This is a genomic window from Streptomyces spororaveus (genome assembly GCF_016755875.1).
GTDB lineage: Bacteria > Actinomycetota > Actinomycetes > Streptomycetales > Streptomycetaceae > Streptomyces > Streptomyces spororaveus.
Genome location: NZ_BNED01000005.1, coordinates 3,184,779 through 3,205,185, shown reverse-complemented (window position 1 = coordinate 3,205,185; position 20,407 = coordinate 3,184,779). Strand labels below are relative to the sequence as shown.

Sequence of the window (20,407 nt, the reverse complement as noted above, 5' to 3'; positions counted from 1 at the left end):
GCACAGCCCAGCCGAACCCGGCCGACCGGCCGGAACGACTAGCCGAACAAGACGAGGAAGAAACCACCGTGCAACTCGAAGCGCACGCCCCGTCCGTACCGCAGACCCAACTGATCTCCCCGCCCGCAGTCCCGGAGGACCACACCTTGACCCCGCTCACCGCGCTGACCGCGCTCGACGACGCCATCGAGAACCTCGGCGTGCCCGTCCCCTGCCGCACCTTCGACCCCGAGGTCTTCTTCGCCGAGTCCCCGGCCGACGTCGAGTACGCCAAGTCCCTCTGCCGCACCTGCCCGCTGGTCGAGGCCTGCCTCGCCGGTGCGATCGAGCGCCGTGAGCCCTGGGGTGTCTGGGGTGGCGAGCTCTTCGTCCAGGGTGTCGTCGTCGCCCGCAAGCGTCCCCGTGGCCGTCCGCGCAAGAACCCGGTTGTCGCGGCATGACCGCCATCGGAACCATCGACCGCCCCCTGACGCACGACCCCTTGAAGCAGGCCCTCATGACCTCCTACACCACGAGCGAGCAGCCCCACGGCGCCGCCCACGCAGACTTCATCACCGCCGGCGCGATCACCTCGCGTCAGAACAGGACCCGCGAAATGCAACTCATCCCAGAAGCCCTGGCTCGCGCCCATATGGACGACCGCATGCGCGAGGTGGACGCCGAGCGTCACGCCGTGCGCCTGGTCGCCGCCCGCCGCATGCAGCGGCGTGCCGAGCGCGTCTCCATGCGCGCCCGCCGCGCGCTGGCCATGGCCGTCATGCACTAAGCGCTGAAGAGACAGCAGGCGTCGGCCCCCATCACCCGGACCACCGGGCGGTGGGGGCCGACGCCTGTCCGCATTCCGCCCTGAGGATCGACATCCACGACGAACTGGCCCTGAGCTCCGAGGACATCCTGGAGTCGGTGCCGAACGCGCACCCCATCGACGTGACGATCACCCTGGTCTGAGCCGGCCGAGGGGCAACGGTCCTTCCCCCGGTGCGTTGCGCGCGCCGGTCCGCCCCGGACGGGGATATCGTCCGGAGGTGGACCAGCCGACTCCCCGCCCCGGCCCGTCGGGATCCGAGGCCCAGCCCGTCGTCTGCACGGGCTGCGGCGCGAAACCCCCGGGCGAGATCCCACCCACCTGGACCTGCTCGGTGGAGAACGGGACCAGACAGTACTTCTGCGTGGACTGCGCGCGCGCCAACCTCCGGGCGATCGAGGGCAGGCTCGACTCGTCCTGGTGGTGACGCGCCTGCGCCGTGACGCGCCTGCGCCGTGACGCGCCTACGCCGTCACTCGGCGGAGGCGAACCCGGGCAGCCAGGTGTCCAGTTCGTCCCGCAGCCGTACCGTCGCGCCCAGCTGGCACAGCACCCCGATGGTGCTCAGCGTCACCCGGTGGATCAGCAGGTAGGAGGGCGGCAGGTTGATCTGCCGGCCCAACTGGTGTGCGGGGGAGCGGGGATCGGCGATCCGCGCCGCCTGGCCGCGCAGCCACGGCCGGGTGAAGGTGAACTCCTCGGCCTCGGCGGGCTCGATGATCGGCTTCAGGTAGTCCAGTACCGCGTCGGGGTCGAGCTCGACGGACTCCTTCACGAACCCCTCGGCGCACAGGTGCCCGTAGACCCCCTCGGCGTCACCGTCCAGCGTCATCCGCAGCGACCTGCCGATGGGCTTGGGCCAGCCCCCCGGCAGCCGGTCGACCGTCCCGAAGTCCAGGACCCCCAGCCGCATCCGGCCGTCCGCCCCCGGTATCAGCCGGAAGTTGCCCGGGTGCGGGTCCGCGTGCAGCAGGCCCGTGCGCGCGGGTCCGGAGAACAGGAACCCGGCCAGCAGCTGTCCGGCGCGATCCCGTTCCTCCTGGGTGCCGTCGGCTATCACCTCCGACAGCGGGGTCCCTTCCATCCACTCGGTCACCAGCACCTGGTCGCCCTGGTGGACGACGTCCGGCACGACCACGTCCGGGTCGTCCACGAAGGCGTCCGCGTGCGTCCGCTGGGCCTCGGCCTCCAGCTCGTAGTCGAGCTCCTCCGCGACGCGATCGCGCAACTCCTTGATCAGCGGCTTGATCTCCATGCCCGGGATCAGCGGCCCCAGCAGCCCCGCGAACCGGCCCAGCTGCTTCAGATCCGACAGCAGCGCCTCACCGGCCCCCGGGTACTGGACCTTGACGGCCACCTCCCGGCCGTCGTGCCACACCGCCCGGTGCACCTGCCCGATCGAGGCGGCCGCGGCCGGCTTGTCCTCGAACTCCTCGAACAGGTCCCTCCAGTCGGCGCCGAGACGGTCCGTCAGCACCTGGTGCACCGTGCCCGCCGGCAGCGGCGGGGCCGCCTCCTGAAGCTTGGTCAGCGCCGCCCGGTAGGGCCCCGCGACCTCCTCGGGCAGGGCCGACTCGAAGACCGACAGGGCCTGCCCGAACTTCATGGCACCGCCCTTCAGCTCCCCGAGCGTGCGGAACAGCTGCTCGGCGGTGCGCTGTTGGAGCTCGCGCGCCACGATCTCCGCGGACTTGCCCCCGATCCGCTTGCCCAGCCCCCACGTCGCCCGGCCCGCCATGCCGAGCGGCAGCGCGGCCAGTTTGACGGTACGGGTGACCGCCTTCCGGGGAAGATCAGACATACGCCCCTCCATGTCCCAGACGGCTGCGCCGCGAACGGCGGATTCAGGAAGGGCTCCGCCGTCCCGACAGCCTCGAAGCATCCTGTCATGGCCCTCCCGGCCGCCACCCGCCCGATCCTCATCCGCTGCCCCCGCCCGCCCCGCAAGGGCAGCCGGGATGCGGGCGGACGGGGCTGGACTCCCAGTGCAGGGCGGGAAGGGCGGCCTCCCAGCGGGAGGCGGTGGAGGCGGGCAGCTGTCCGTCGAGGAAGGCGAGCGCGTGGGCCGCGGCCAGCCCGGCCACCGCCGTGGACAGGCCCAGGTCGCAGGCCGCACCCGCGCGGCGGCGGTGGGCCGAACGCCACTGCACGAGCATCCTCGGCCAGGCCGCGTCCCGGTCCACGCGGTCGCGCTCCATGCACCCGGCGCAGGCCGTCGACCCCGGCAGTACCAGCGGACCCACCAGCCCCGTCCCCTCCAGCACCCCCGCGTACAGGTGGGGGATGCCCGCGGCCACCCAGTCGGCCGCGGTGTCCGGGTCCGGGGCCCAGGCATGCAGTCCGTCCCGGGGTGCGACCACCACCAGGGCCAGCGCAGGCTCCGCCGCCTCCTGCTCCGCGGCCCGCGGGGCGCGTCCCGGGGCCGACTCGCGCACCAGCCTGCCCGCGGACTCGGCCCGCAGCCGGCCCACGCTCGCGGTGTCCAGCCCGCCCGGCGCCACGTCCGCCGGCTCCACCCGGCCCCCGTCGAGCACTTCGACCAGGCCGACCCCGGCTCCCGCCAGGACCGCGGCGATCACCGCCCCCACCCGGCCGCTCCCGCGCACCCGGACCCGTATCGCCCGGCGCGCGGCGATCCCCCGTAAGTCCCCGCCCGGCTCCCGGTGGACCAGGGACAGCGAACCCAGGTCGGGCCCCAGCCGATCCACGGTCTCCGGGTCCGTGCGCAGGGCCTGCGCCCGGGGTCCGCCGGCCGTGGCGTCGTCGAGCAGACCGGCCCCCGCCAGCGTGCGGACCACCTCGTCGGCCCGGCCCTCCGGCAGTCCCATCCCCGAGGCCTCGGCCCGCGGCAGGTCCATGCCCCTGGTCCCGTCGATCCGGTCGATGAGCGTGCCCGTCGCCGTGTCGACGGGGCCGAGCACCACCGCATGGGCGGGCGTCACCCCGAACTGAACCGTCTGAAGATCACGCCAGGCCCGCGCCAACGCAGGCTTCACCTTCGGATACATGTCAGGTCCTCCCCGATTTCCCGCGCGCACTCGCGCCGCCCGTTTCCCGCTCTTCCGCAACAGTGCCCGCCCGCCGAAATCCGTGCCGGAATTTGTCCACAGGTGCGAGGTATTAGGCATATGAGATGAAGGCAAATGGAGTTCCGGAAATCGGCCGCGAATCCCTCGTGTTCGAACCGCGGACGGGCGGGACTTCCGCCGCCGCGACCGGGTACGGTCGTGCCGTGTCCGCCGACCCACCGCAGCGTGCCGTCGAAGTCCGCCGGAGCGCGCGCCGCCGCAGGACCGTATCCGCCTATCGCGAGGGTGACCGTACGGTCGTGCTCATCCCTGCCCGGATGTCCGAGGCGGAGGAGCAGCGCTGGGTGGGGGTCATGCTCGACAAGCTGGCCGCCCAGGAGAGCAGGCGCACCTTCGGGGACGCGGAACTCACCGAGCGGGCCGCGCAGCTGTCCGAGCAGTACTTCGACGGCCGCGCCCGCCCCCGCACGGTCCGCTGGGTCACCAACCAGAACACCCGCTGGGGCTCCTGCACCCCCGCCGAAGGCAGCATCCGGCTCTCGCACCGGCTCCAGGGGATGCCCGAGTACGTCGTCGACTACGTGCTCCTGCACGAGCTGGCCCACCTCCTCGTACCCGGCCACGGCCCCCGCTTCTGGGAGCTGCTGGAGGCCTACCCGCGCACCGAGCGGGCCCGTGGCTACCTGGAGGGCGTGGTCGCCGCCGAGCGCCTGCCGAAGGTCCCCGCCGCCCGCGGGGAATGAGCCCGCCGGCCCGCCCGCCGATGCCCCCGGCGGCCCGTCGGCCGCCCGTCCTGCCGCACGCAGGGTTTTGTACCGGGTCGGTACCGGCTTGGCCGGATGTCGGCAATTGCCGTTAGCCTGAGCGCCACGCATTCACAGTCGGGATGGGGGACGGTCGTACGTATGGCCAGGGAATTCCAACGCGGCCACAAGGCCAAGATCAGTGATCTCACGGCGGGCACCGATCTGTACGTAGGCGTCCAGATCGCCGGATCGGGGCTCACCTTCGACATCAGCTGTTTCGGCCTCGACGCCAACGAGCAGCTGTCGGACGACCGTTACTTCGTCTTCTTCAATCAGCCGAAGTCGCCGGAAGAGTCCATTCAGCAACTCGGCGCGCAGTCGGGCGACACCGAATCCTTCCGGGTGACCCTGGACCGGGTTCCGGCGTCCATCCACAAACTGTCCTTCACCGCCACCATCGACGGTGCCGGACAGATGTCGCAGATCGGACCCGGCTACATCCGGATCGTGGCCGGCGGCGAAGAGGTCGTCCGGTACTCGTTCACCGGTGCGGAGTTCACCACCGAGCGGGCCGTGATGCTCGGCGACTTCTATCTGAAGGACGTGTGGCGCTTCGCCGCCGTCGGCCAGGGCTTCGACGGCGGGCTCGACGCCCTGCTGCGCAACTTCGGCGGCGAGGTCGCCGAGGAGGCCCAGCCGGCGCAGCAGGCCCCGGCCGCCTCGCCCGGGTTCGCCCCGCCGCCGCAGGCGGCCGCCCCGGCCCCGTCCTTTGGCGCCCCGGCCCCGGCTCCCGTCCAGCAGGCCCCGCAGGCACCGGCCCCCGCGCCCTCCTTCGGCGCGCCCGTTCCTCCGCCCGGCGCCGTCCCGCAGCCGCAGTACCAGCAGCCCGCGGCCCCGGCCCCCGTGCACGCCGCGCCCACCATGGCCGCGCCGCTCGCCCCGCCGGCCCCCGCCCCGTACGGCCAGCCGCCGCAGCCGCCGCAGCCCTCGTACGGCCAGGTCCCCGGCCAGTACCCGGGCCAGGTCCCGCCGCCCGCCCCGGCTCCCGCGCCCTACGGGCAGCAGCCGGGCTACGGCCAGGTCCCCGGCCAGCCCCCGGGCCAGTTCCCGGGCCAGCAGCCCGGCTACGCCCCACAGGGCGTCCCGGCTGCCGGCGCCGGACTCGCTGCCGCGCTCCAGCCGTACAAGGAAGCGCCCACCGGCGCCCGCTGGACGCCGCAGAACCAGCAGCTCATGCGCGTCGACCTGTCGATGGGCGGCCAGGCCGTCCTCGCCCGCCAGGGCAGCATGGTCCTGTACCAGGGCAAGGTCGACTTCAGCTACAAGGGCGCGGGCTTCGCCGGCCGCATCGTCGGCAACGCCACCGGCCAGGAGATGCAGCTCATGCGCTGCACCGGCCGCGGCCAGGTCTTCCTCGCGGAGAACGGCGCCCACCTGCACGCCATCGAGCTCCAGGGCGACGGGATCTGCGTCTCCGCCGAGGCCGTCCTCGCCTTCGACGAGTCGCTCCAGCACGAGGTCCGCCGCATCGAGGGCCACGGCATCCCCGGCGGCGCCCTGTTCACCATGCAGTTCCAGGGCACCGGCACGGTCATCGTCAAGACGCACGGCGTCCCGGTGGTCCTGCCCGTCACCCCGACCACCTTCGCGGACAGCAACGCCATCGTCGCGTGGTCCTCCGCCTCACAGGTGATCATTTCCAGCCAGGTCCGGCTGCGGCGCAACGCCTACCCCGGCCACAGCGGGGAGACCGTGAACCTCCAGTTCCGCGGCGCTCCCGGCAATTTCATCGTCGTCCAGCCGTACGAGGTCTGAGGGAGCCCGACATGAACGCAATGAACCAGCAACTCGCGGGCTTCGCCCCGACCCCCGTCACGGCCCGCATGGAGAACCACGGCCGGTCCATGCTCAAGGTCGCCATGCAGAGCGGCCAGGACCTCTTCGCCCGCACCGGCTCGATGGTCGCCTACGAGGGCTTCGTCCAGTACGAGCCGAACCCGCCGGCCGTCCGCCAGATGGCCTCGCAGTGGATCACCGGCGAAGGCGCACCCCTGATGAAGTGCACCGGCGACGGCCTGCTCTACCTGGCCGACTACGGCGCCGACGTCGTCGTCATCAACCTCAACAACGACTCGCTCTCGGTCAACGGCACCAACCTGCTCGCCTTCGACGCACACCTCCAGTGGGGCGTCGAGCGGGTCAAGGGCCTCGCCAAGTTCGCCGGCCAGGGCCTGTTCAACGTGCAGGTCGCCGGCACCGGGTGGGTCGCCCTGACCTCCCGGGGCACCCCGATCGTGGTCGACTGCGGCCGCGGCGAGGACGAGACCTACGTCGACCCCGACGCGCTCGTCGCCTGGTCGCCGAATCTCAAGGTCAAGGGCAAGCGCAGCTTCAAGGCCTCGTCGATGATCGGCCGGGGCAGCGGGGAGGCCTACCAGATGGCCTTCTCCGGCCAGGGCATCGTCGTCGTACAGCCCAGCGAGGACAGCACCGACCGGCTCCGGGCCCGGGGCTGAGGGGGAGCGGACACATCATGCAGAGCGCACTTTTCGCCCACGCCGAGGCGCAGTCCCAGGAGCGGTACGCCATCCAGAACCCGCAGCTGCTGCGGGTCTCGCTGACGGGCTCCGACGACGTACTCGCCCGCAAGGGCGCCATGGTCGCCTACCAGGGACTCATCGACTTCGACGGCGAGTACCAGACCACGAGCCAGCGCAACGCCCGCCGCCGCACCGGCGAGGGCCTGGACCTCATGCGCTGCTCCGGCCAGGGCACGGTCTACCTGGCCAACCTGGCCCAGTACGTCCACGTCGTGGACGTGGACCAGGACGGCCTCACGGTCGACAGCAGCTACGTGCTGGCCCTGGACTCCACGCTGCACACCGAGGTCATCGCGGTGGACAGCCAGTACGGGATCTCCGGCTCGGGCAAGTACCAGCTCAACATCTCCGGCCGCGGCAAGGTCGCGCTGATGACCTCCGGGCAGCCGCTGATGATGCAGGTCACGCCCGACAAGTACGTCAATGCCGACGCGGACGCGATCGTGGCCTGGTCCACCTCGCTGCGGGTCCAGATGCAGGCCCAGACGCACTCCAGCGGAGTGTGGCGGCGGCGCGGCAACACCGGCGAGGGATGGGAGCTGAGCTTCCTCGGCACCGGCTTCGCGCTGGTGCAGCCCAGCGAGGTGCTGCCGCCGCAGAACGCCCAGCTCGGCCAGGGCGTCGCCGCCCAGTTCGGCATGGGCCAGCACGGCTCCCACGCGCAGAACCAGAACAACGCCTGGAACTGACGGTTCCGGCACGGCGAAGGGGCGGCCCCGCACGGGACCGCCCCTTCGCCGCATCCGCGTCGGCGGCCTCAGCCGCCGAGCCGGGCCAAGGTCGCCTCCAGCAGCCGTACGACGGACGTGTCGGCCACCGCCGCCACCTCCTCGTACGGGAACCAGCGCAGGTCCAGCGACTCCTCGCTGATCTCCGCCACCGCACCGGCCGGCGCGAGCGCCGCGTACTGCACGTCCAGGTGCCAGTTGCACGGAGCCGGGATCGGATGCCGGTCCAGGCGCACCGGGCCGCCGTCGAGCAGGGTCAGCCCCGACGCGATCCCCGACTCCTCACCGGCCTCGCGCAGCGCCACGTCGGCGAGGGTCCGGTCACCGGGCTCGCAGTGGCCGCCCATCTGGAGCCACATGCCGAGCTTCTTGTGCAGGGTCAGCAGCACGCGCCCGCGCGCCGGGTCGATCACCAGCGCGCTGCCCGTGACGTGCCCGGCCGTGCAGGGCTTGTAGACCCCGTCCGGGTGGGCCGCCAGGTGCTCCAGGTAGAGGTCGCGCAGCTCCGTCTGGTCCTCGTACGCCTTCAGGACGAGGACCGCGTCTTCGTGCAGGCTCACTTCTTCTCGTCGCCGTCCTGCTCGCGCTTCTCGGCGGCCTCGCCGAGCATCTTGTCGATCTCGGAGAAGTCCAGCTGCTCGCGGTGCACGAAGCCGTCCGGGTCGTCCAGGTCGGAGGCGGTCGGCAACATGTCCGGGTGCTCCCAGAGGCCGTCGCGGCCGTCCACCCCGCGCGCGTCCGTGAGCGAGGCCCACAGCCGAGAGGCGTCCCGCAGCTCCAGACCGATCAGCGTCGCGAACGTCTGCTCCGCCGGGCCGCCCGAGGCGCGCCGCCGGCGCATGGTCTCGCGCATCGCGTCCGCCGAGGTCAGCCGGGGCTTGGCGGCCTCGTGCACCACCGCGTCGACCCAGCCCTCGACCAGCGCGAGCGCCGTCTCCAGGCGGGCCAGGGCGGCCTTCTGCTCGGGCGTGTCCTGGGGCTGGAACATGCCGCCCTGGAGCGCTTCCTGCAGCTGCTCCGGGTTGGACGGGTCGAGCTGGCCGACCACGTCCTCCAGCTTCGAGGTGTCGACCTTGATGCCGCGGGCGTAGCCCTCGACCGCGCCGAACAGGTGCGAGCGCAGCCACGGCACGTGGGCGAAGAGCCGGGCGTGGGCCGCCTCGCGCAGGGCCAGGTAGAGCCGCACCTCGTCCGAGGGCACGCCCAGGTCCTTGCCGAAGCCCTCGATGTTCAGCGGCAGCAGCGCGGCCTTCCCGGCCGGGCCCAGCGGCAGGCCGATGTCCGTGGAGCCGACGACCTCGCCCGCGAGGGTGCCGACGGCCTGGCCGATCTGCTGGCCGAACATGGCGCCGCCCATGGAGCGCATCATGCCCAGCAGCGGGCCCGCCATGGCCTGCATCTCCTCGGGCAGCACGCCGCCCATGGCCGCCCCGACCCGCTCCGCGACCGGGTCCACGAGCTCCTTCCACACCGGGAGGGTCGCCTCGACCCACTCGGCGCGGCTCCAGGCCACGGCCGTGGTGGCACCCGAGGGCAGCGAGGTCACACCGTCCAGCCAGTGGTCGGCGAGGCGCACGGCCTCCTCGACGGCGGACCTCTCGGCCACACCGACGCTCGTGTCCTTCACGCCGTCCGCGGTGCCCTGCGCGACGGTCTGGCGGGCGATGTCCTTGGCCATGTCCCAGTTCACGGGACCGCCCTCGTAGCTCAGCATCTGGCCGAGCTGCTGGAAGGCCGCACCCAGGTCGTTCGGGTTCATCGCACCGAACATCGCGGCGAACGGGTTGTCCGCTCCGGGAGCGCCCGCCCCGCCCGGCAGACCCATGCCGGGGAACCCGAAGGGATTCGCCGGGCCGCCCTGACCGCCCTTCTTCTTGCCATCGTCGCCGTTCTCCGGCTCCTCCGGCGGAAGGCCGAATCCGAATGGGGTGTCGCTCACGGGTTTCCTCGGCTCGTAGGGCCGCCGGCGGGAGCCGACGGGCAATGGTCCGACAACACCACCCAGCGTAGACACCGCGGCCGCATGTGGGCTCGGTGCTCCGCCGACTCCTGGGCTGCGGCAGGATGGACATCACCTGGTGGGTACGCGTCACTGCGCGTCCCTACTGAAGACAACCGCTGGAGACGCCCGGTGAGTTCCCCAGATCCGCAGTTTCGCGCGATGCCCGACGACGAGAACAGCTCCGACCACGGTGACGGCGCCCCCGGCGTTCGCCAGCCGCGAAACCCGGAGGGAATCCGCCGGCGCAGCCCGGTGATCGCCGTGACCGGCGCCGCCTCGGGAGTCGGCGCGGCCCTGGTGAGCCGCCTGGCGGCCTCCGACGAGGTCAAGCAGGTCGTCGCCATCGACGAACGGCGCGGGGACTGCGCGAGCGCGCAGTGGCACATCCTCGACGTACGGGACCCCGCGATCGCCGAGAAGCTGCGCGGCGCGGACGTCGTGGTCCACCTCGCGCTGGACCTCGACCTGGAGACCGACCCCGCCGCCCGTACGGCGTACAACGTACGCGGTACCCAGACCGTCCTCACGGCGGCCGCCGCGGCCGGCGTGCACCGGGTCGTGCTCTGCACCTCGGCGATGGTCTACGGGGCCCTGCCGGACAACGACATCCCGCTGTCCGAGGACTCCGAGCTGCGGGCCACCGCCGAGGCGACCGGCGTCGGCGACCTGCTGGAGATCGAGCGCCTCGGCCGCCGCGCCCCCCGCGCGCACCCCGGGCTGAACGTCACCGTGATCCGCCCGGCCGTCCTGGTCGGCGGTACGGACACCGCCCTGACCCGGTACTTCGAGTCCCCGCGGCTGCTCGTGGTGGCGGGCTCCCGCCCCACCTGGCAGTTCTGCCACGTCGACGACCTGGTCAGCGCCCTGGAGTACGCGGCCCTGGAGAAGGTCGAGGGCGAGCTGGCCGTGGGATGCGAGGGGTGGCTGGAGCAGGAGGAGGTCGAGGAGCTGAGCGGGATCCGCCGCATGGAGCTCCCGTCCGCGGTCGCACTGGGCGCGGCGGCCCGGCTGCACCGGATCGGCCTGACCCCGTCCCCGGCCGGGGACCTCGCCTACACGATGCACCCCTGGGTGGTGAGCGTCAGCGGGTTGCACGCGGCGGGCTGGCGGCCGCGCTGGACCAACGAGGAGGTGCTCGCCGAGCTCCTCCAGGAGGTCTCGGGCCGCCACACGGTCGCGGGCCGCCGGCTGGGCCGCAGGGACGCCGCCACGGCCGCCGGTGCGGCCGGCGCGACGGTGGCCCTGCTGGGCGCGGCCGCGGCGGTCCGGCTGGCGCGCAAGCGGCGCGGGATCTGACGGCTCCGCGGCGCCGTCCGGCCGCGCGGACCACGCCTGCGCGCGGTCCGGCGGGGTCCGCCGGGGACCCGCCCTGTAGGAGGCTCCCAAGGCCGCGCCCGCGCCCCGGGCGAATCTGCTATTTCGCCCCGTCAGCGGCTGAGGCACGATGAGGGCATGGCACCGCACTTCGACCACCCCGGTGAGCAGGCCGCTTCGGACCCGATCCGGCTGCTCCAGATCCGCGAGACCGCCCTGTCGATCGACGAGGTCTTCCAGGCCGTCGGCGACGACGCGTCGGGCGGTACCACGCTCTTCGTCGGCACGGTGCGCAACCACGACGGCGGGGCGGACGTCGACTCGCTCGGCTACTCCTGCCATCCGACCGCCGAGGCCGAGATGCGCCGCGTCGCCGAGCGCGTGGTGGCCAAGTTCCCGGTCCGCGCCCTGGCGGCCGTGCACCGCGTCGGCGACCTGGCCGTGGGCGACCTGGCCGTCGTCGTCGCCGTGTCCTGCCCGCACCGCGGCGAGGCCTTCGAGGCCGCCCGGATGCTGATCGACGACCTCAAGCACGAGGTCCCCATCTGGAAGCACCAGACGTTCAGCGACGGCACGGAGGAGTGGGTCGGGGCCTGCTGAACCCCCGGTCACGGAGCGCCACCCGGAAGGCGGTAGCCTCGCACCCGTTCGGCCGCGCAACACGCCCTCGATTTGCGTAACCCCCCCACGGGCACGAGCGTTGAAGCCACCAACGAAACGTACTTCGGGGTAGGGAGGCACGCCCATGGCGTCTTTGGCGTGGTTGCTGATTCCGCTGTTCGCCGCGATCGGCGCGGCGATATGGGGCAGCTGGGCGGCACGCGACCGCACACAGGGTGACATATCCGAGCTCGCGGGCTATGCGCGCTTCCGGGAAGCCATGGCCCATGCCGATCAGGCCAGGGTGAAGGCCGACGCACATTCCTCCCCCGCCGCCCACTCCGCCTCCGACGGCGTCTGAAGCCGTGCGAAGCAGCCGGAGTCGTCTGACGCTCCGCGTCCGTCCCGCTCCGGTCCGCCGCGGTCGGTGAGATTCCGCTGAGAGTTTCGCGTACGGACCCCGTACGGACCGGCCCCGAGGGCCGCCCGCCAGGGCCGTCCCGTACTGTCGGATCCATGCCACGCCGCACCGCGACGATGCTCGCTTCCACCCTGGTGCTGTTCGCGCTGCTCTGCGCAGGGGTGTTCATCAAGGTCCCGTACTCCGAGATGAGCCCCGGCCCGACCGTGAACACGCTCGGGGACTCGCACGGCGCGCCCGTCCTCAGCATCGCGGGGCGCAAGACGTACCCGACCAGCGGTCACCTCAACATGACCACGGTCCGGGTCACCGGCGCGGACTACGACATGAGCCTGGTGGAAGCGGTCTACGGCTGGCTGGCCGGAGACAACATCGTCGTCCCGCACGAGAACCTCTACCCGAACGGGAAGACCGAGGCGGAGTCCACCCAGGAGAACGCCGAGGAGTTCAGCCAGTCGCAGCAGAGCGCCAAGGTGGCGGCCCTGAAGCAGCTCGGCATCCCGGTCACCGCCCGGGTGATCGTCTCCACCGTGGTCAAGGGCAGCCCCGCCGAGGGCCGGCTGCACGCAGGTGACGTGATCAAGTCCGTGGACGGTGCCGCCGTCAACGCGCCCGAGGACGTGGCCAAGCTCGTCACCCTGCACAAGCCGGGCGAGCCGGTGGAGTTCACCATCGTGCCCGCCAAGGAGGCGACCGAGGCGGCGAAGGCCGGTGCCGCGGCCCCCGCCACCTCGAAGGTGACGATCAACGCGGGCAAGGCGGAGGGCGACGGTCACGCCATCGTCGGCATCCGGGCGGGCACCGACCACACCTTCCCGTTCACCATCGACATCAAGCTCGCCGACGTCGGCGGCCCGAGCGCCGGGCTGATGTTCGCCCTCGGCATCGTCGACAAGCTCACCCCGGAGGACCTGACCGGCGGGAAGTTCGTCGCGGGCACCGGCACCATCGACGACACGGGCAAGGTCGGCCCCATCGGCGGCATCCAGATGAAGACCATCGGGGCCCGCAAGGCCGGCGCCGAGTACTTCCTGACGCCCGCCGAGAACTGCGCCTCCGCGGCCTCCCACGTGCCCGACGGGCTGACCCTGGTCAAGGTCTCCACCATCGACGACGCCACGAAGGCACTGGAGAAGATCAGCAAGGGGGACAAGGCCGGGCTGCCGAGCTGCACCGGCTAGACCGGCCCGGCCACCCCGTCCCCCCGACGGACAGGCGCTACGAGAAGGTCGCCGCCAGGGCCTCCGCCAGACCGGGCACCAGGCCCGCACCGGTGAGGACCTCCGTCGAGGAGTCCTTCTCGCGCAGCCGTACGGCCGACTCGCGCGAGCCGTCGCGCAGCACGGCCACGGTGAGGCGGACCTCCTGCCGCTCCGGGTGCCCGGCGACCCACTTCGACAGCTGCTTGTCGTTCAGCCCCTCCGGTACGGACGCCTCCGCGGACGGCGGCAGCATCAGGCGCTCCACCGTCAGCGCGCAGCCGACGACGGCGTCGGGCCAGGCGATGGTGCCGAGGAACTTGTCGAGCGGGGTCCCCTTCGGGACCTCGTCCTGCTCGATGGGGGTGAGGGAGGACTTGCCGGCGTCGTCCTGGTCGAGACCGAGCTGGCTCGCCAGCCGCGGCTCCTGCTTCTTGAGCCGCGCGGTGTCGACGAGCGCGAAGAGCCGTGCGGGCTTGTCCCAGCCGAGGCCGGCCGCGTACTCGTCGATCTCAAGGCAGGCACGGGTCAGCGGACTGGCCGCCATGGGGGTGCCGGGGGAAGGAGAAAGGTTGGACATGGGCAACATCCTGCCTCCTTTCCATCGATTACCGGGAACTGACCAAAGCCTCAGTAAGTTGCATGAGTGGGCTCTACGATCGGGGGCCCGTTCATTACCAGACTCAGCGACTTTCGAGGTGCGCACCTTGGCTTTCCAGATGCCGGACCGCGGCGGAGGCCCTTCGGGGCCACGGATGAGAGTCGGCCGCCCCTCCCGGCGGGCCCGAACTCTCCTGATGACCCTGGGCGTGCTGGCCGTCCTGGCCATGCTCTTCATCATGTTCGCGGGCTTCTGGACTGACTGGCTCTGGTTCCGCTCCGTGAAGTACTCCACCGTCTTCACCACCACCCTGTGGACCAAGATCGGCCTGTTCGCCGTCTTCGGTCTGCTGATGGCCGGTGCGGTGGGGCTGAACATCTGGCTCGCACACCGGCTGCGGCCGCCGCTCAGCGCGATGACGATGGAGCAGCAGAGCCTCGACCGCTACCGGATGAGCATCGCCCCGTACAAGAAGTGGCTGCTCCTGGGCATCGCCGTGCTCGTCGGCCTGATCGCGGGCGCCTCGGCGGCCGGCCAGTGGAAGACCTGGCTCATGTACGTGAACGGGGTGACCTTCGGCACGAAGGACCCCCAGTTCCACATGGACGTGTCCTTCTACACCTTCGACCTGCCCTGGTACCGCTTCCTGCTCGGCTTCGGCTTCGCCGCCGTCGTGCTGTCGGTGATCGCCGCGGCCGTCGTGCACTACCTGTACGGCGGACTGCGCGTGACCAGCCCGGGTGCGCGGGCCACCGCCGCCGCCACCGGGCACCTGTCGGTGCTGCTCGGCCTCTTCGTCACGCTCAAGGCGGTCGCCTACTGGCTCGACCGGTACGGCCTCGCCGTGAAGTCCAGCGACTTCAAGGCCGCCGACAACTGGACGGGCCTGCGCTACGTCGACGCCAACGCCTACCTGCCGGCGAAGACGATCCTCGTCGCGATCGCCGCGATCTGCGCCGTGCTGTTTTTCGCGACGCTGTGGCGCCGCACCTGGCAGCTCCCGGTCATCGGCTTCGGCCTGATGGTGCTGTCGGCGATCCTGATCGGCGGGCTCTACCCGGCGATCGTGCAGAAGTTCCAGGTCCAGCCGAACGAGCAGGCCAAGGAATCCCCGTACGTCCAGAAGAACATCAAGGCCACGCGCGACGCCTACGGCATCGCGGGCTCCGAGGTCAAGGACTATCCGGGCGTCCCGCAGACCGAGGACCGGACCAAGCTGCGCCCGCAGGCCGACACCACGGCCAGCATCCGCATCCTGGACCCGAACATCGTCTCGCCGGCCTTCCAGCAGCTCCAGCAGGTCAAGGGCTACTACGCCTTCCCGTCCACGCTCGCCGTGGACCGGTACAGCGGCCAGGACACGGTCATCGGGCTGCGCGAGCTGAACATCGGCGGCATCCCGAAGAACAACTGGATCAACGACCACTTCAAGTACACGCACGGCTACGGCGTGGTCGCCGCCAAGGGCACCACCGTGAAGGAGGGCGCTCCCGACTTCACCCAGTCCGACCTGCCCTCCAAGGGTGTGTTCGGCACGGACTTCGAGCAGCGCATCTACTACGGCGAGCAGACGAAGCAGTACTCGATCGTCGGCGGGCCGCAGAAGGAGCTCGACTACTCGGACGACAAGGGCGAGAAGGAGACGAGCTACAAGGGCGACTCCGGCGTCAATCTCGACAACCCGGTCAACCGGGCCGCCTACGCGCTCGCCTTCAACGAGCCGCAGATCCTCTACTCGGGCGCCATCGGTGACGGCTCGCGGATCCTCTACAACCGCACGCCCAAGCAGCGCGTCGAGGCTGTCGCACCGTGGCTGACCATCGACGGCGCGCCCTACCCGGCCGTGATCGACGGCCGGATCAAGTGGATCGTCGACGCGTACACGACCACCAACGGCTACCCGTACGCCTCGCGCACCACGCTGGGCCAGAGCACCGCGGACTCGCTGACCAACAGCCAGCGCGCGGTGGTCGCCCAGGAGAACCAGGTCAACTACATCCGGAACTCGGTGAAGGCCACCGTCGACGCGTACGACGGCTCGGTCGACCTGTACCAGTGGGACACCGCGGACCCGGTCCTGAAGACCTGGATGAAGGCGTTCCCGGGGACGGTGAAGCCCAAGGCCGACATCTCCAAGCCGCTGATGGACCACCTGCGCTACCCGCAGGACCTCTTCAAGGTCCAGCGCGAGCTGCTGACCCGGTACCACGTCACCGACCCGCAGACCTTCCTCAGCGGCAGTGAGGCGTGGGCGGTCCCGGACGACCCGACGACCAAGGCCGGTACGGCGGTTCCGCCGTACTACCTCTCGATGAAGATGCCGGGCCAGAAGGAGAAGGACCAGGTCTTCTCGCTCACCACGACGTTCACGCCGAACGAGCGGCCCAACCTGAGTGCCTTCATGGCGGTCAACGCCGATCCGGGCACCCCGGAGTACGGCAAGATCCGCATTCTGAAGATGCCGACCAGCAAGCCGCCGGACGGCCCCGGTCAGGTGCAGAGCAAGTTCCAGTCGGAACCGAAGATCGCCGAGTCCATCCGCCTGCTGCGCGGTGGTGACTCGGAGATCGAGTACGGCAACCTGCTCGCGGTGCCGCTCGACGGCGGGATGCTCTACGTGGAGCCGGTCTACGTCCGCAGCTCCGGCCTGAAGTACCCGCTGCTGCGCAAGGTGCTCGTGACCTACGGCAACCAGACGGCCTTCGAGGACACGCTGGAGAAGGCGCTGAACGTGGTCTTCGGGGCGGAGGCGCCGACCGTTCCGGTGCCGCCGGTCCAGCCTCCGGGCGACGGTACGGTCACGCCGCCGAAGGCCCAGGACCCCACGGTCAAGGCGGCCCTCGGTGACGCGCAGAAGGCCATCGAGGACGCCGAGAAGGCCCGTCAGGCCGGCGACTGGGCGGCCTTCGGCAAGGCCCAGGACGAGATCAAGGCCGCGCTGGAGCGGGCGATCGCGGCCGAGGCGAAGCAGGCACCGCCCACCCCGGCGGGCCAGTGATCAATGGGTAATGGTTCCACCCCGCGTCGTGATACTGTGGTTTCACCGACGCGGGGTGGAGCAGCTCGGTAGCTCGCTGGGCTCATAACCCAGAGGTCGCAGGTTCAAATCCTGTCCCCGCTACTGAAGATGAAGGCCCGGATCCATGGGATCCGGGCCTTCGTCATGTCCGGGACGGACACGCGGTAGCCGGGGAGGGTGACTTGTGGGTGGAGCGTGTTTGACTTACCTCACTGTGGGCATGTCGACAAAACGCTGTAGTGACCTCACTGGCTGCGACATACCAGGTGTACGCGGGTAGCAGGTGATGCGACGATGGGATTTATGGGGGACAGGTCAACTCTGCTGGAGACAGGGCGGTTTGTGAGGGCGGAGTCCGGGACGGACACAGAGGCCGAGGGGGCGGCTCCGGTCGTCGACGCGCAGACCGCACTGACCGATGCGGAGTTCTTGGACAAGCACAGCGCGGAGGAGATGTTCGCCGAGACCGACACGGCGAGCGACGCCGAGCTCGAAGCCCGGCACCGGGTGGCCGCCGACAAGGGCGACCCCGGGGCCATGAGCGTGCTCGGTGCGCTGCTGCTGCGCCGCGGCGACCTCGACGGCGCCGAACCGTACCTGCGGGGTGCGACCGGCGAAGGGGACCGCGCCGCCGCGAACAACCTCGGAGTGCTGCTCCACCAGCGGGGCTACCCCGAGGACGCGGCCGGCTGGTGGCGGGTCGCCGCCGTCGCCGGATCCGCGCCCGCCGCGCACGCCCTGGGCCGCTACTTCCGTGAGCGGGGGGACGAGCCCGCCGCCGAGTACTGGATGCGGCAGGCGGCCGAGTCCGGCCATGCGCTGGGCGCGTACGGGCTGGCCGACCTGCTGGAACACCGCGGGGACAAGGGCGTCGAGCGCTGGTTCCGCGCCGCCGCCGAACAGGGGCACCGCGAAGCCGCGTACCGGCTCGCGAGGCACCTGCGCAAGGGCGACCCCACCGAGGCCGAGCAGTGGTACCGGCAGGCGGCCGCGCGTGGGCACCGCCGTGCCGCGCTGCACCTGGGCGCCCTGCTGGAGGCACGCGGCGAGCTCAAGGAGGCCGGGCGCTGGTACCTGACCTCCGCCAAGCAGGGGGAGGCGCGGGCGGCGTGCGCGCTCGGCTTCCTGCTGCGCGACGCCGGCGACGAGGAGAGCGCCGCCGTGTGGTGGCACCGGGCGGCGCAGGACGGCGACGGCAACGCCGCCAACGCGCTGGGCGCGCTGCACGCCGCACGCGGCGAGACCCAGACCGCGGAGCGCTGGTACCGGACCGCCATGGACGCCGGCGACCAAAACGGGGCGTACAACCTTGCTCTGCTGTGCGTCGCACAGGACCGGACCGCGCAGGCCGAGCAGTGGTACCGGCGGGCCGCCTACGCCGGGCACCGCGAGGCGGCCAACGCGCTCGCGATCATGCTGCTGCAGGTCGGGGACGCGGCGGGCGCGGAGCCGTGGTTCTCCAAGGCGGCCGAGGCGGGCAGCGTCGACGCCGCCTTCAACCTCGGGATCCTCTTCGCCAGCCGCGACGAGGACCGGACGGCGCTGAAGTGGTACGAGCGGGCCGCGTCGGCCGGTCACACCGACGCGGCGCTGCAGGTCGGCATCGCGCTGGTGCGGGACGGCGAGGACCGGGCGGCCGAACGGCACCTGCGCTGCGCCGCGGGCGGCGGCAGCGCGGAGGCGGCGTTCCGCCTGGCCGCGCTGCTGGAGTCGCTGGCCCCGCCGCCGGAGCCGGTGGCCCTGGGCGAGCCCGTGGGCGGCGCCCCGCGCACCGAGAGCGAGGAGTGGTACGAGCGGGCCGCCGAGCTGGGGCACCGCCGGGCTCAGGTGCGGGTCGGCATGCTGGCCGCCGCCCGCGGTGACCTGGCGGTCGCCGCGCGCTGGTACCGGGAGGCGGCCGAGGCCGGCTCCCGCAACGGCGCCTTCAACCTCGGGCTGCTGCTGGCCCGCGAGGGGAACGAGCCGGAGGCCGCCCTGTGGTGGACCCGCGCGGCGGTGGCGGGCCACGGCCGGGCCGCCCTGCGCCTGGGCCTGCTGGCGGCCCGCCACGGGGACCTCGCGGAGGGCCAGAAGTGGTGCGTGCGCGCCATGGAGCTGGGCCCGGCCGAGGTCTCGCAGCGCGCCGCCCGGCTCCGCGAGGCCCTGGCAGAGGAACTCTCGGCCTAATCCTCCGGATCATGCCGGCCGCGGCATGATCCGGAGGAAACGGCCTGGTTCCGGCCCGTCCCCGGCTCTCAGCGGTAGAGCCAGGAGGTGGAGCGGGCGTAGACGTGCCGGAAGGCGATCGGCATCAGCAGGTCGTTGACCCGGCGCCGCACCGTGCCGGGGGTCTTCGCGTCGCGGTTCGTCGCCGCGGACCGGGTCATCCGGTCCACCCGCGGGCGGCGCAGCCGGGTGTACTCGGCCAGGGCCCGGTCCACGCCCGGAACCGATGCCACGCACCGGGCCAGGGTCACCGCGTCCTCGATCGCCATCGACGCGCCCTGCCCGGCCCCGACCGGGTGGGCCGCGTCGCCGATCAGGACGGTGCGTCCGTCGTGCCAGACGGGCACGTCGGCCAGCCGGTGCATCGGCATCGGGCGGTCGACGCGGGTGGCCGCCCGGATCACGGACAGCGGCAGCTCCTCCTTGGCGTACAGCTCCGCCAGTCGGGCCCGGGTGACCTCCGCCGGGTCCGGGGGCTCCGGGGCGGGCACCTGGGCCGACCACCAGACCGTGCCGTCCGCCGCCGGGACGCAGAGGAAGGCTCCCCGCCGGCCGAAGACGAAGTGGTAGGTGCCGCGCGTGAGGTCCACGCCTTCGGAGACCCCCGACACGCAGTAGAGCCCGGCGTACTGCACCTGTGGCGCCGCCGGGTCCAGTGCCGAGCGGGTGGCGGACCAGATGCCGTCGGCCGCCACCACCAGGTCCGCGTCCAGGTCCGCCGGGGCCACCCGCCGCCCCGTCTCGATCCGGGCCCCGGCCGAAGCCGCCTCGGCGCGCAGCACCTCGACCAGCCGCCCGCGCAGCAGCGTCGTGCTGTGCAGGTCGTCCGAGGCGAGCCGGCCGCGCGGCACCTCCCCGAGGAGCTTGCCCGAGGAGGACCACATCCTTTGCAGGGCGACCGGGAACCCGGCGGCCTGGACCTCGGCGAGGCAGCCCAGCGAGTCCAGCCCCCGCAGCCCGTTGACGGCGAGGCTGAGGTACGAGCCCACCTGCCCGGCCGGATCCTCGTACGCCTCGTGGATCGTGACCTCCGCGCCGGTCGCCCGGCGCAGGGCGATCGCGCTCGCCGCTCCGGCGACTCCGCCCCCGATGACTGACACACGCATACCCGGCCCCTTTCGCTGAATATTCATTCACT

At 71.9% G+C, this 20,407-nt stretch carries 20 protein-coding genes and 1 tRNA gene; 15 read left to right on the top strand and 6 right to left on the bottom strand.

The features are described 5' to 3' along the window. Window positions 1-68 precede the first annotated feature (68 nt). From Sspor_RS16535 to Sspor_RS16525, 4 genes are all read left to right on the top strand, one after another. Window positions 69-440, top strand: coding sequence for a WhiB family transcriptional regulator (locus Sspor_RS16535; protein ID WP_202199827.1), 372 nt, complete (start codon window positions 69-71; stop codon window positions 438-440). Then, window positions 437-766, top strand: coding sequence for a putative WhiB-interacting protein (locus Sspor_RS16530; protein ID WP_202199826.1), 330 nt, complete (start codon window positions 437-439; stop codon window positions 764-766). The genes Sspor_RS16535 and Sspor_RS16530 overlap by 4 nt, the downstream gene beginning before the upstream one ends. 50 nt (window positions 767-816) lie before the next feature. Further along, window positions 817-948, top strand: a complete 132-nt coding sequence (locus Sspor_RS41115) for a hypothetical protein (protein WP_266817070.1) — start codon at window positions 817-819, stop codon at window positions 946-948. A 77-nt stretch (window positions 949-1,025) separates the two neighbouring features. Next, complete coding sequence (locus tag Sspor_RS16525) at window positions 1,026-1,232, top strand: hypothetical protein (protein ID WP_202199825.1); 207 nt, start codon at window positions 1,026-1,028, stop codon at window positions 1,230-1,232. A gap of 45 nt (window positions 1,233-1,277) precedes the next feature. Here Sspor_RS16525 and Sspor_RS16520 read toward each other — a convergent pair whose 3' ends face one another. Together Sspor_RS16520 and Sspor_RS16515 are read right to left on the bottom strand one after the other, a co-directional pair. Beyond that, complete coding sequence (locus Sspor_RS16520; protein WP_202199824.1) at window positions 1,278-2,606, bottom strand: ABC1 kinase family protein; 1,329 nt, start codon at window positions 2,604-2,606, stop codon at window positions 1,278-1,280. 118 nt (window positions 2,607-2,724) lie between these two features. Then, window positions 2,725-3,813, bottom strand: coding sequence for a ThiF family adenylyltransferase (locus Sspor_RS16515; protein WP_202199823.1), 1,089 nt, complete (start codon window positions 3,811-3,813; stop codon window positions 2,725-2,727). Between the two features lie 125 nt (window positions 3,814-3,938). On the opposite strand from Sspor_RS16515, the gene Sspor_RS16510 reads away from it, so the two are divergent. The 4 genes from Sspor_RS16510 (at window position 3,939) to Sspor_RS16495 (ending at window position 7,869) form a co-directional block, all read left to right on the top strand. Next, window positions 3,939-4,577: a M48 metallopeptidase family protein gene (locus Sspor_RS16510; protein WP_372499732.1), complete on the top strand. Its 639-nt coding sequence runs from the start codon at window positions 3,939-3,941 to the stop codon at window positions 4,575-4,577. A gap of 162 nt (window positions 4,578-4,739) precedes the next feature. Beyond that, window positions 4,740-6,395 carry a TerD family protein gene (locus Sspor_RS16505; protein WP_202199821.1) on the top strand — a complete coding sequence of 552 codons (1,656 nt, stop codon included), beginning with the start codon at window positions 4,740-4,742 and terminating at the stop codon, window positions 6,393-6,395. Window positions 6,396-6,415: 20 nt separating this feature from the next. Next, window positions 6,416-7,096: an AIM24 family protein gene (locus Sspor_RS16500; protein ID WP_202203691.1), complete on the top strand. Its 681-nt coding sequence runs from the start codon at window positions 6,416-6,418 to the stop codon at window positions 7,094-7,096. 17 nt (window positions 7,097-7,113) lie between these two features. Then, window positions 7,114-7,869 carry an AIM24 family protein gene (locus Sspor_RS16495; protein ID WP_202199820.1) on the top strand — a complete coding sequence of 252 codons (756 nt, stop codon included), beginning with the start codon at window positions 7,114-7,116 and terminating at the stop codon, window positions 7,867-7,869. A gap of 68 nt (window positions 7,870-7,937) precedes the next feature. Here Sspor_RS16495 and Sspor_RS16490 read toward each other — a convergent pair whose 3' ends face one another. Together Sspor_RS16490 and Sspor_RS16485 are read right to left on the bottom strand one after the other, a co-directional pair. Continuing rightward, window positions 7,938-8,468 carry an NUDIX hydrolase gene (locus tag Sspor_RS16490; RefSeq protein ID WP_202199819.1) on the bottom strand — a complete coding sequence of 177 codons (531 nt, stop codon included), beginning with the start codon at window positions 8,466-8,468 and terminating at the stop codon, window positions 7,938-7,940. Further along, window positions 8,465-9,847, bottom strand: coding sequence for a zinc-dependent metalloprotease (locus Sspor_RS16485; RefSeq protein WP_202199818.1), 1,383 nt, complete (start codon window positions 9,845-9,847; stop codon window positions 8,465-8,467). Before Sspor_RS16485 ends, Sspor_RS16490 begins: the two co-directional genes overlap by 4 nt. A gap of 192 nt (window positions 9,848-10,039) precedes the next feature. Between Sspor_RS16485 and Sspor_RS16480 the strand changes: the two genes are divergently transcribed. The 4 genes from Sspor_RS16480 to Sspor_RS16465 all read left to right on the top strand — a co-directional run bounded on the left by Sspor_RS16480 (window position 10,040) and on the right by Sspor_RS16465 (window position 13,426). Beyond that, entirely contained in the window at window positions 10,040-11,206 is a 1,167-nt protein-coding gene (locus Sspor_RS16480) for an SDR family oxidoreductase (protein WP_202199817.1), read from the top strand. 156 nt (window positions 11,207-11,362) lie between these two features. After that, window positions 11,363-11,824, top strand: coding sequence for a molybdenum cofactor biosynthesis protein MoaE (locus Sspor_RS16475; RefSeq protein WP_189732663.1), 462 nt, complete (start codon window positions 11,363-11,365; stop codon window positions 11,822-11,824). 145 nt (window positions 11,825-11,969) lie between these two features. Beyond that, window positions 11,970-12,185 carry a hypothetical protein gene (locus Sspor_RS16470; protein ID WP_202199816.1) on the top strand — a complete coding sequence of 72 codons (216 nt, stop codon included), beginning with the start codon at window positions 11,970-11,972 and terminating at the stop codon, window positions 12,183-12,185. Window positions 12,186-12,340: 155 nt separating this feature from the next. Further along, on the top strand, window positions 12,341-13,426 hold the full coding sequence (locus Sspor_RS16465) for a YlbL family protein (protein WP_202199815.1): 1,086 nt from the start codon (window positions 12,341-12,343) through the stop codon (window positions 13,424-13,426). 37 nt (window positions 13,427-13,463) lie between these two features. On the opposite strand, the gene Sspor_RS16460 is transcribed toward Sspor_RS16465, so the two are convergent. Continuing rightward, window positions 13,464-14,033, bottom strand: coding sequence for a PPA1309 family protein (locus Sspor_RS16460; protein ID WP_030385939.1), 570 nt, complete (start codon window positions 14,031-14,033; stop codon window positions 13,464-13,466). A 130-nt stretch (window positions 14,034-14,163) separates the two neighbouring features. Between Sspor_RS16460 and Sspor_RS16455 the strand changes: the two genes are divergently transcribed. The 3 genes from Sspor_RS16455 to Sspor_RS16445 all read left to right on the top strand — a co-directional run bounded on the left by Sspor_RS16455 (window position 14,164) and on the right by Sspor_RS16445 (window position 19,230). Continuing rightward, a complete protein-coding gene (locus tag Sspor_RS16455; protein WP_237404328.1) occupies window positions 14,164-17,043 on the top strand; it encodes a UPF0182 family membrane protein in 2,880 nt (959 codons plus the stop codon). Between the two features lie 49 nt (window positions 17,044-17,092). Then, a tRNA-Met gene (locus Sspor_RS16450) sits at window positions 17,093-17,166 on the top strand. Between the two features lie 201 nt (window positions 17,167-17,367). Next, the gene (locus Sspor_RS16445) at window positions 17,368-19,230 is read left to right on the top strand and encodes a tetratricopeptide repeat protein (RefSeq protein ID WP_372499733.1); all 1,863 of its coding nucleotides are present in this window, start codon (window positions 17,368-17,370) and stop codon (window positions 19,228-19,230) included. A gap of 68 nt (window positions 19,231-19,298) precedes the next feature. Here Sspor_RS16445 and Sspor_RS16440 read toward each other — a convergent pair whose 3' ends face one another. Further along, window positions 19,299-20,375, bottom strand: a complete 1,077-nt coding sequence (locus Sspor_RS16440) for an FAD-dependent oxidoreductase (protein ID WP_202199812.1) — start codon at window positions 20,373-20,375, stop codon at window positions 19,299-19,301. Between the last annotated feature and the right edge of the window lie 32 nt (window positions 20,376-20,407).

Coding starts and splice junctions, on each gene's coding strand:
- Sspor_RS16530 (WP_202199826.1), top strand. CDS start 437: ATGACCGCCATCGGAACCATCGACCGCCCCCTGACGCACGACCCCTTG.
- Sspor_RS16520 (WP_202199824.1), bottom strand. CDS start 2,606: ATGTCTGATCTTCCCCGGAAGGCGGTCACCCGTACCGTCAAACTGGCC.
- Sspor_RS16515 (WP_202199823.1), bottom strand. CDS start 3,813: ATGTATCCGAAGGTGAAGCCTGCGTTGGCGCGGGCCTGGCGTGATCTT.
- Sspor_RS16510 (WP_372499732.1), top strand. CDS start 3,939: ATGAAGGCAAATGGAGTTCCGGAAATCGGCCGCGAATCCCTCGTGTTC.
- Sspor_RS16505 (WP_202199821.1), top strand. CDS start 4,740: ATGGCCAGGGAATTCCAACGCGGCCACAAGGCCAAGATCAGTGATCTC.
- Sspor_RS16500 (WP_202203691.1), top strand. CDS start 6,416: ATGAACCAGCAACTCGCGGGCTTCGCCCCGACCCCCGTCACGGCCCGC.
- Sspor_RS16495 (WP_202199820.1), top strand. CDS start 7,114: ATGCAGAGCGCACTTTTCGCCCACGCCGAGGCGCAGTCCCAGGAGCGG.
- Sspor_RS16475 (WP_189732663.1), top strand. CDS start 11,363: ATGGCACCGCACTTCGACCACCCCGGTGAGCAGGCCGCTTCGGACCCG.
- Sspor_RS16470 (WP_202199816.1), top strand. CDS start 11,970: ATGGCGTCTTTGGCGTGGTTGCTGATTCCGCTGTTCGCCGCGATCGGC.
- Sspor_RS16465 (WP_202199815.1), top strand. CDS start 12,341: ATGCCACGCCGCACCGCGACGATGCTCGCTTCCACCCTGGTGCTGTTC.
- Sspor_RS16460 (WP_030385939.1), bottom strand. CDS start 14,033: ATGTTGCCCATGTCCAACCTTTCTCCTTCCCCCGGCACCCCCATGGCG.
- Sspor_RS16455 (WP_237404328.1), top strand. CDS start 14,164: ATGCCGGACCGCGGCGGAGGCCCTTCGGGGCCACGGATGAGAGTCGGC.
- Sspor_RS16445 (WP_372499733.1), top strand. CDS start 17,368: ATGGGGGACAGGTCAACTCTGCTGGAGACAGGGCGGTTTGTGAGGGCG.
- Sspor_RS16440 (WP_202199812.1), bottom strand. CDS start 20,375: ATGCGTGTGTCAGTCATCGGGGGCGGAGTCGCCGGAGCGGCGAGCGCG.